This is a genomic window from Parafannyhessea sp. (genome assembly GCF_051876455.1).
Classification (GTDB): domain Bacteria; phylum Actinomycetota; class Coriobacteriia; order Coriobacteriales; family Atopobiaceae; genus Parafannyhessea.
Genome location: NZ_JBJEHW010000185.1, coordinates 1 through 8,576, shown reverse-complemented (window position 1 = coordinate 8,576; position 8,576 = coordinate 1). Strand labels below are relative to the sequence as shown.

5 protein-coding genes are annotated in these 8,576 nt (G+C 63.2%); all 5 read left to right on the top strand.

Annotation, left to right across the window (positions count from 1 at the left end; all coding sequences use genetic code 11):
- Positions 1–2,708: pyruvate:ferredoxin (flavodoxin) oxidoreductase (nifJ, locus tag ACI38Z_RS08030; RefSeq protein WP_439789675.1), on the top strand; the 2,708-nt coding region annotated here is incomplete at its 5' end.
- A 250-nt stretch (positions 2,709–2,958) separates the two neighbouring features.
- Positions 2,959–4,122: an N-acetylglucosamine-6-phosphate deacetylase gene (gene nagA, locus ACI38Z_RS08025; protein ID WP_439789673.1), complete on the top strand. Its 1,164-nt coding sequence runs from the start codon at positions 2,959–2,961 to the stop codon at positions 4,120–4,122.
- 423 nt (positions 4,123–4,545) lie between these two features.
- The gene (gene ptcA, locus ACI38Z_RS08020; protein WP_439789672.1) at positions 4,546–5,625 is read left to right on the top strand and encodes a putrescine carbamoyltransferase; all 1,080 of its coding nucleotides are present in this window, start codon (positions 4,546–4,548) and stop codon (positions 5,623–5,625) included.
- Between the two features lie 106 nt (positions 5,626–5,731).
- On the top strand, positions 5,732–6,937 hold the full coding sequence (locus ACI38Z_RS08015) for an agmatine deiminase family protein (RefSeq protein ID WP_439789671.1): 1,206 nt from the start codon (positions 5,732–5,734) through the stop codon (positions 6,935–6,937).
- 134 nt (positions 6,938–7,071) lie between these two features.
- The gene (locus ACI38Z_RS08010) at positions 7,072–8,457 is read left to right on the top strand and encodes an APC family permease (RefSeq protein ID WP_439789670.1); all 1,386 of its coding nucleotides are present in this window, start codon (positions 7,072–7,074) and stop codon (positions 8,455–8,457) included.
- Positions 8,458–8,576 lie beyond the last annotated feature (119 nt).

Below are 8,576 nucleotides of genomic sequence, written 5' to 3'. Positions count from 1 at the left end.
AGGAGGTCATCGACTACCTCAACGCCCACGGCGAGAAGGTCGGCCTCGTCAAGGTGCGCCTCTATCGCCCCTGGTCCGTCAAGGACTTCGTCGCGGCGCTGCCCAAGACCGTCAAGAAGATCGCCGTCCTCGACCGCACCAAGGAGCCCGGCTCCATCGGCGAGCCCCTGTACCAGGACGTCGTCACGGCTCTCTATGAGTCCGGCATGTCCGACCTCGTGGTGACCGGCGGTCGTTATGGCCTCGGCTCCAAGGACGAGCCGCCCGCGGCTGCGTTCTCCGTGTTCGAGGAGCTCAAGAAGGACGAGCCCAAGCGCGAGTTCACCATCGGCATCGTGGACGACCTCACCAACCTGTCGCTGCCCATGGACCCGGACGCCCCCAACACCGCTGCCCCTGGCACCATCGAGTGCAAGTTCTGGGGTCTTGGTGGCGACGGCACCGTCGGCGCGAACAAGAACTCGATCAAGATCATCGGCGACCACACCGACAAGTACGTCCAGGCCTACTTCCAGTACGACTCCAAGAAGACCGGCGGCGTCACCATCTCGCACCTGCGCTTTGGCGACAAGCCGATTCGCTCGCCGTACTACGTCACGAAGGCCGACTTCGTCGCGTGCCACAACCCGAGCTACATCGTCAAGGGCTTCAAGATGGTCCGCGACGTGAAGCCTGGCGGAACCTTCCTGGTCAACTGCCAGTGGGATGACGCCGAGTTCGCGGAGAAGATGCCCGCCGAGGCGAAGCGCTACATCGCCAAGAACAACATCTCCGTCTACCTGATCGACGCCATCGACCTTGCCGCCAAGGTCGGCATGGGCAAGCGCACCAACACGGTCCTTCAGTCCGCGTTCTTTGCGCTGGCCAAGGTCCTGCCCGCCGAGGACGCCCTCAAGTACATGAAGGACGCCGCGGAGAAGTCCTACTCCAAGAAGGGCCAGGCAATCGTCGAGGCCAACTGGAAGGCAATCGACGCCGGCGCCACCGCGTTCCGCAAGTTCGAGGTGCCTGCAGACTGGGCGACCGCAGAGGACGTCAAGCACGAGGTCAAGCTCGAGGGCCGCGACGCCATCGTCAAGCAGGTCCGCGACCTTCTCTTCCCGATCGACAAGATGGACGGCGACTCGCTGCCCGTCTCGGCCTTCAAGGACAACCCGGACGGCCAGTGGGAGCTCGGCGCCTCCGCGTACGAGAAGCGCGGCACCGCTGTCATGGTCCCGCGTTGGGATCCCGAGAAGTGCATCCAGTGCGGCAGCTGCGCGTTCGTGTGCCCGCACGCCACGATCCGCACCGTTGCCATGAACCCCGAGGAGGCCGCTGCCGCCCCCGAGGCCATGAAGACCACCGACCTCAAGATGCCGAAGAACACCGGCTACACGTTCTCCGTCGTCGTCTCGCCGCTTGACTGCATGGGCTGCTACAACTGCCTGTACGCCTGCCCCAAGAGCGACTACAAGAACGGCGGCGCGCTCACCATGGTGCCGCAGGAGGAAGAGGCCGCTCAGGCCGAGGTCTGGGACTACGCCGTCAACAAGGTGAGCGAGAAGACTGAGCTCATCAACGACAAGACCCCCAAGGGCTCGCAGTTCCACAAGCCTCTGCTCGAGTTCTCCGGCTCCTGCGCCGGCTGCGCCGAGACCTCCTATGCGCGCATCGTCACCCAGCTCTTCGGCGACCGCATGTTCATCAGCAACGCCACCGGCTGCTCCTCGATCTGGGGCAACCCCGCGGCAACCTCGCCGTTCACGGTCAACGCAGAGGGTCACGGCCCCGCGTGGAACAACTCGCTGTTCGAGGACAACGCGGAGCACGGCCTTGGCCTGAAGCTTGGCTATGACGCCGAGCAGAACCGCCTCGCCACGATGACCGAGAAGCTCATCGAGACCGAGGGCATCCCCGAGAGCCTGAAGGAGTCCGCGACCGCATGGCTCGAGGCCAAGGACAAGACTGCCGAGTCCAAGGCTGCCGCCGCTGAGTACGTCGCGCAGCTCGAGGCCGACGGCTCCGACGCCTCCAAGGCGATCCTGGCCGACAAGTCCTACCTCAGCAAGAAGTCCTTCTGGATCTTCGGCGGCGACGGTTGGGCATACGACATCGGCTTCGGCGGCCTGGACCACGTCCTTGCCTCTGGCAACAACGTGAACGTCTTCGTCTTCGATACCGAGGTCTACTCCAACACGGGCGGCCAGGCATCCAAGGCTTCCAACATCGGTCAGGTCGCGCAGTTCGCTGCCGCCGGCAAGACCACCAAGAAGAAGTCCCTTGCCGAGATCGAGATGTCCTATGGCTACGTCTACGTCGCGCAGGTCGCCATGGGCGCCAACCCGATGCAGACCCTCAAGGCAATCTCCGAGGCCGAGGCCTATGACGGCCCGTCGCTGATCATCGGCTACAGCCCCTGCGAGATGCACTCCATCGCCCACGGCGGAATGATGCACGCCCAGGAAGAGATGAAGAAGGCAGTCGACTGCGGCTACTGGAACCTCTTCCGCTTCAACCCCTCCGCACCCGAGGGCAAGAAGTTCACGCTCGACTCCAAGGAGCCGAAGGGCGGCTACCAGGAGTTCCTGATGAACGAGGCTCGCTACAGCCGTCTGACCCGCGAGTTCCCCGATCGCGCGAAGGAGCTCTTCTCCGAGAACGAGGAAGCCGCTATGGCACGCTACGAGCACCTGCTCAAGCTCAAGGCGATGTACGCGGACGCCTAGGGGAGAAGTACAGACTCCCTCTAGCAGCTAGCTAGACCAGCCGGTCGTGGCGAGAGCCACGGCCGGCTCTTTTGTGCCGAGGGAAGGCGGCCGGCTCCGGGCTACCGCGGCGCACCCGGGACGTGGCCGCAAGCGCGGGAGCGCGTTCCTCTTGCCCGACGGAAGCCCCTGACCCCAAGGCGTGCCTTGCGCTACCCTTTGTGATGATCACGAGGACATGGAATCACGATCGACCTTTGGAGGCATGGCAATGGCAGAGAAGAGCTTCTGCATCAAGGCGAGGGGATACTTCCTACCGTCCGGCTATCGCGACGGAGGCTACCTGAACGTTCGGGACGGCGTCATCGAGGGCGTGGCCGACGAACCCGGCCAGGGCCTGGAGGTCGTGGACCTTGGCGACGCGACCGTGGCGCCGGGCTTTGTGGACACGCACATCCACGGGTACGCCGACCACGACTTCATGGATTGCGACACCAAGGGCAACCACGAGATCCTGAGGGCACTTGCGCGCAAGGGGACCACGTCCATCCTCGCGACCACGCTGACGGCCTCGACCGAGGCGATCTACGAGTCGTGCGCGGCCATCGCGAAGACGGTGGACGAGCGTGAGGACGACTCGGCGGAGGCGCGCATCCAGGGCATCTTCCTGGAGGGGCCGTTCTTCACGGAGAAGCACAAGGGTGCGCAGAACGCGGCTTACCTGTGCCCACCGAGCCTCGACAAGCTTTCCGGCTGGCAGAAGTCTGCGCGGGGGCTCATCCGCAAGAGCGCCATCGCGCCGGAGTACGAGGGTGCCGTCGAGTACGTTCGCGGTGCGGCCAAGATGGGCGTGAGGGTGGCGCTGGGCCACTCGGACGCGACCTGCGAGCAGGGGCGTAGGGCCGTGGACGCCGGCGCCAACGTCTTCGTGCACACGTACAACGGCATGAGCGGCCTGCACCACCGCATGCCGGGCCTGGTGGGCTGCGCGATGACGACGGACAACACCTACGCCGAGGTCATCAGCGACGGTCTGCACGTGAGGCCCGAGGCCATCGACGTGCTGGTGCGTGCCAAGGGCTGGGACGAGGTGGCCCTGGTGAGCGACTGCCTGCGCTGCGGCGGCATGCCCGACGGCGACTACATGCTGGGCGAGCTGCCCATCGTGCTCAAGGGCGGCGTGGCGCGCCTGCGCGACGAGGGCAACATCGCCGGTTCCGTGCTCACGCTGGGCAAGGCCGTCAGGAACATCGTGGACTGGGGCATCGAGTCGCTCGAGCACGCCGTGGCGATGGCGACGATCGTCCCCGCGAGGTCCGCGGGCATAGACGACCGCTGCGGCGAGATCCTGCCCGGGCGTGCGGCGGACCTGGTGGTGCTTGGCACGGACCTTGGCGTCAAGGCGACCTACATTGGCGGCGTGAAGGTGGCGTAGCGGCACGCTGCGCATGACGCAACCGAGCGAGCTTCCCTGGCCCCCGGCATACGTCGGGGGCCAAACTTGTGCGCCTAGGCTGGGATGGGGCATGGGCGATGGATGGGATAATCCTGCGTCAACCCCCAAGATGGGACGCCGCAGGCGGTTGGCAGGGTGCCGCGAGTGGTTGAGCACGTCCTTCTCGCCAGTTTGACAATTATAAGTAATGAAAAGAAAATATTGATAGAAATCGTAATTTGCCAGCAATGATTATGACTACAACGAGACGGTTTAGTGTCGATTAGGGGCAATGGAACCCGGATAAACTGGAACTCGCGACGGCAGCTCGCCACCATGGATGTCGAGCAAGGCCGGGCACGACCCCGGCGCGGAAGGCGGCCGCGGAAGGTCGCTCGGGACACGAGGAGAAGGAGTTCCAACATGGCAATGCCCAAGGATTTCATCGACACCAACGACTTCACCAAGGAGCAGCTGCTCGCGATCGAGGACCTTGGCCTCGCGATGAAGAAGGCCATCAAGGTTGACGGTTACTATCCCCACCTGCTGCGCAACAAGTCCCTCGGTATGATCTTCCAGCAGGTGTCCACGCGCACCCGCGTCTCGTTCGAGACGGCAATGACCGACCTCGGCGGCCACGGCGAGTTCTTTGGGCCTGGCACCATCCAGCTGGGCGGCCACGAGTCCCTGGGCGACACCGCCCGCGTCATGGGCTCGCTGCTCGACATCATGATGGCGCGCGTGAACCGTCACGCCGACGTCGAGGGCCTGGCCAAGGGGTCCGCGGCTCCCGTCATCAACGGCATGTCCGAGTACAACCACCCCACCCAGGAGATGGGCGACCTGATGACGATGCTCGAGAACCTGCCCGAGGGCAAGAAGATCGAGGACTGCAAGCTCGCCTTCATCGGCGACGCGACGCAGGTCTGCGTGTCGCTCATGTTCATCTGCTCCATCATGGGCATGGACTTTGTGCAGTTTGGCCCCAAGGGCCACACCATCCCCGACGGCGCCCTTCACGTTGGCACGCCCGAGGAGCGCAAGGCCTTTGGTGACCACCTGATGGCCGTCGGCAAGGCCAACTGCCAGAAGTCTGGCGGCACCATCACGATCTCCGACGACATCGAGTCCATCAAGGGCGCCGACTTTGTCTACACCGACGTCTGGTACGGCCTGTACGACCAGGAGGAGTCTGGCGCTTCCTACATGGACGTCTTCTATCCCAAGTATCAGGTGACCATGGACCTCATGAACGCAGCTGGCCCCAACTCCAAGTTCATGCACTGCCTGCCCGCCACCCGCGGCGAGGAGGTCGTGGACGAGGTCATGGACGACCCCGAGCGCTCCCTCTGCTGGGTCGAAGCGGAGAACCGCAAGCACTCCATTCGCGCTCTGCTCGCGGCGCTTGGTCCTCGCACCCCGCTGAACGACGGGGGCGTCGACTACTCCGCCAAGGACGAGCTGCACGCCGCCCTGAAGAGGATTGACGAGCTGCAGAAGTAGGCCAGACGATTCCCGGCCTTTACACGAGGCGCTAAGGCTGGGGAGACCTGTTCTTCTCCCCAGCTGTTCTATAAGTTTCCGTCATGAGGTATTTGGAGGTTTTGCAATGCGTACCATTACCGAGTCTGAGTCCACCCCGAGGGCCGACGGCTTCCACATGCCTGCCGAGTTCGCCCCGCAGGACCGCGTCTGGATGGGCTGGCCACACCGCACCGACACCTGGGCCTTTGGCGCCAAGCCCGCGCAGAGGCAGTATGCCGCCATCGCCCGTGCAATCTCTGAGTTCACGCCCGTCGTCATGTGCGTCAACGAGGTCGACTACGCCAACGCCAAGAAGGTCTTCGAGAACGACGAGAACGTCCTCGTGCTCGAGATGACCACCGATGACGCGTGGTTCCGTGACACCGGCGCAACCTTCGTCGTGAACGGCAAGGGCGAGAAGCGCGCGAACAACTGGCACTTCAACGCATACGGCGGACTGGTTGATGGCCTGTACTTCCCGTGGCGCTCCGACGACGAGATCGCCCTCAAGATGGCCGAGTTCGCCGGCTGCCGCACCTATCGTCCCGATGACATGATCCTCGAGGGCGGCTCCATCACTGTCGACGGTGAGGGCACGCTCGTCGTGACCGACCAGTGCCTGCTCTCCCCGGGTCGCACCTGCTCCGCCGTCATGGCTGAGGAGGAGGACGAGGACACCATCTGGCCCAAGTACGCCCGCAAGTTCGAGCCCTGGAGCGAGGAGCTTCGCGAGTACATGACCGAGCACCTCAAGGAGTACCTGGGCGTCGACAAGGTCATCTGGGTCAAGGAAGGCATCGACCCCGAGGAGACCAACGGCCACATCGACGACGTCGCGACCTTTATTGCACCTGGCGTCATGGCCTGCATCTGGTCCGACGATCCCGACTACCCCTTCTACCGTCAGTGCCACGCCGCGTATGAGACGCTCTCCAACGCGACCGACGCCAAGGGCCGCAAGCTCAAGGTCTACAAGCTCCCGATGCCGGTGAAGCCGCTCTACATGACGCAGGAGGCCTGCGACTCCATCGACGTGGACGAGGCTGCCGAGCCGCGCGTCCCCGACGAGCCGCTGATCGCCTCCTACATGAACTACCTGGTTACCAACCACGGCGTCATCACCCCGCAGTACGGTGACGAGAACGACCAGCTCGCCGTCGACACCCTCCAGAAGATCTACGACGAGACCTGGGGCAAGGACGTCTACAAGGTCGTGGGCGTCAAGTCCGACCAGGTCGTCTATGGTGGCGGCAACATCCACTGCATCACGCAGCAGGAGCCCTCTGCCTAGGCGAAAACTACGTCCCAACGGATGAGATAGGCGTATGGCGGGGCGCCCTTGTGGTGGCGCCCCGCATCCGTAAGGCCTCCGTGCTCGCGCAAGGGCGTGCGTGCGGAACCGACCCAATGTGAAAGGACGAAGGCATGGCTGGCAAAAAGAAATTTAGCCTGTTCGACGCTGTCATGAACATGATCTGCGTCGTCTTCGTTGCCGAGGCAGCGGCACCCGCAGCCGCTATCGGCAACTCGCAGTACTTCTGGTGGATTTTCCTGATCATCGCGTTCCTCGTGCCCTACGGCATGATCGTGTCCGAGCTTGGATCCACCTATCCCGACGACGAGGGAGGCGTCTATGACTGGGTCAAGCGCGCCTTCGGCAAGAAGGCCGCGGGATTCACGGCATGGTCCTACTGGGTTAACTTCCCCCTCTGGATCGCTTCGCTCGCCCTTGTCTTCCCCAGCACCATCAGTACCCTCACGGGCGTTACGCTGAGTCCCATCGTTTCCTTCCTGATCGAATGCGCATTCATCTGGATCGTCATCTTCGTGGCCTTCTCCAAGGCATCGGATTCTGCCTGGCTCATGAACCTGGGCGCCATCTGCAAGGTGGGCTTGGCCCTGCTTCTGGGCATCCTTGGCTTCATGTATATGTCCCAGCATGGCAATGCCAACGCAGGCCCCGTCAGCTCCTACTTCCCCAACTTCTCTGACACCAACTCCATCACCTACCTGTCCATCATCCTCTTCAACTTCATGGGCTTCGAGGTGCTGGCTACCTATACCGACGAGATGGAGTCCCCCCAGAAGCAGATTCCTCAGGCCATCGTGGTCTCCGGTATCGCCATCGCGGTCGTTTACCTGATCTCCGCCTTCGGCATCGGAGTCGCCATCCCGGTCAAGGACCTCTCCACGGACTCGGGCATTTCCGATGCGCTGGCCGTTATGGTGGGCACCGGCTCCCCGATCTTCCTCGTTGCCAACATCGTTTTCCTCTTCACGCTCTTCGGCAACATGGTCTCCTGGTCCCTCGGCGTCAACATGGTCGCCGCCGAGTCTGCCAAGGATAACAACCTGCCTTCCTTCATGGGCTACATGGATCCCAAGACCGGGATGCCCAACGGTGCCGATATCACCAACGGCGTTGTCGCCACGATCCTCTGCGCCATCTCGGCGTTTACTGGCTTCGACTTTTGGGTCCTCTTCGCCGCGCAGATCGTCTTCCTGCTCCTGGCCTATGTCCCCATGTTCCCGGCCTTCCTGAAGCTCCGCAAGATCGACCCCGATCGCGAGCGTCCCTTCAAGGTTCCCGGCAAGGGTGCTGGCCTCAAGGTCATTACCTATCTGCCCGTCGTTCTTCTCATCCTCTCCGTCATCGCCACGGCCGTGCCCCTCAATGGGTCTGCAGCCGAGGTAGATGGCAAGATGCCCATCCTCATCCTCACGATCGTCCTCCTCGTCGTCGGCGTCGCACTCATGGCTGTGCTTAACAGGCTCCATGGCGAAGGCGACAAGGCGACCGAGAAGGCTTAGGCTAAAAAGCCTGGCTAAACACCTTTGTGGCCCTGCGTCTGCCCGTCGGCGCAGGGCCCTTCTTTTTGGAAGGAGAGGAACCTTCGATGCAGGTGAAGAAGTTCTCCCTGATAGACGTG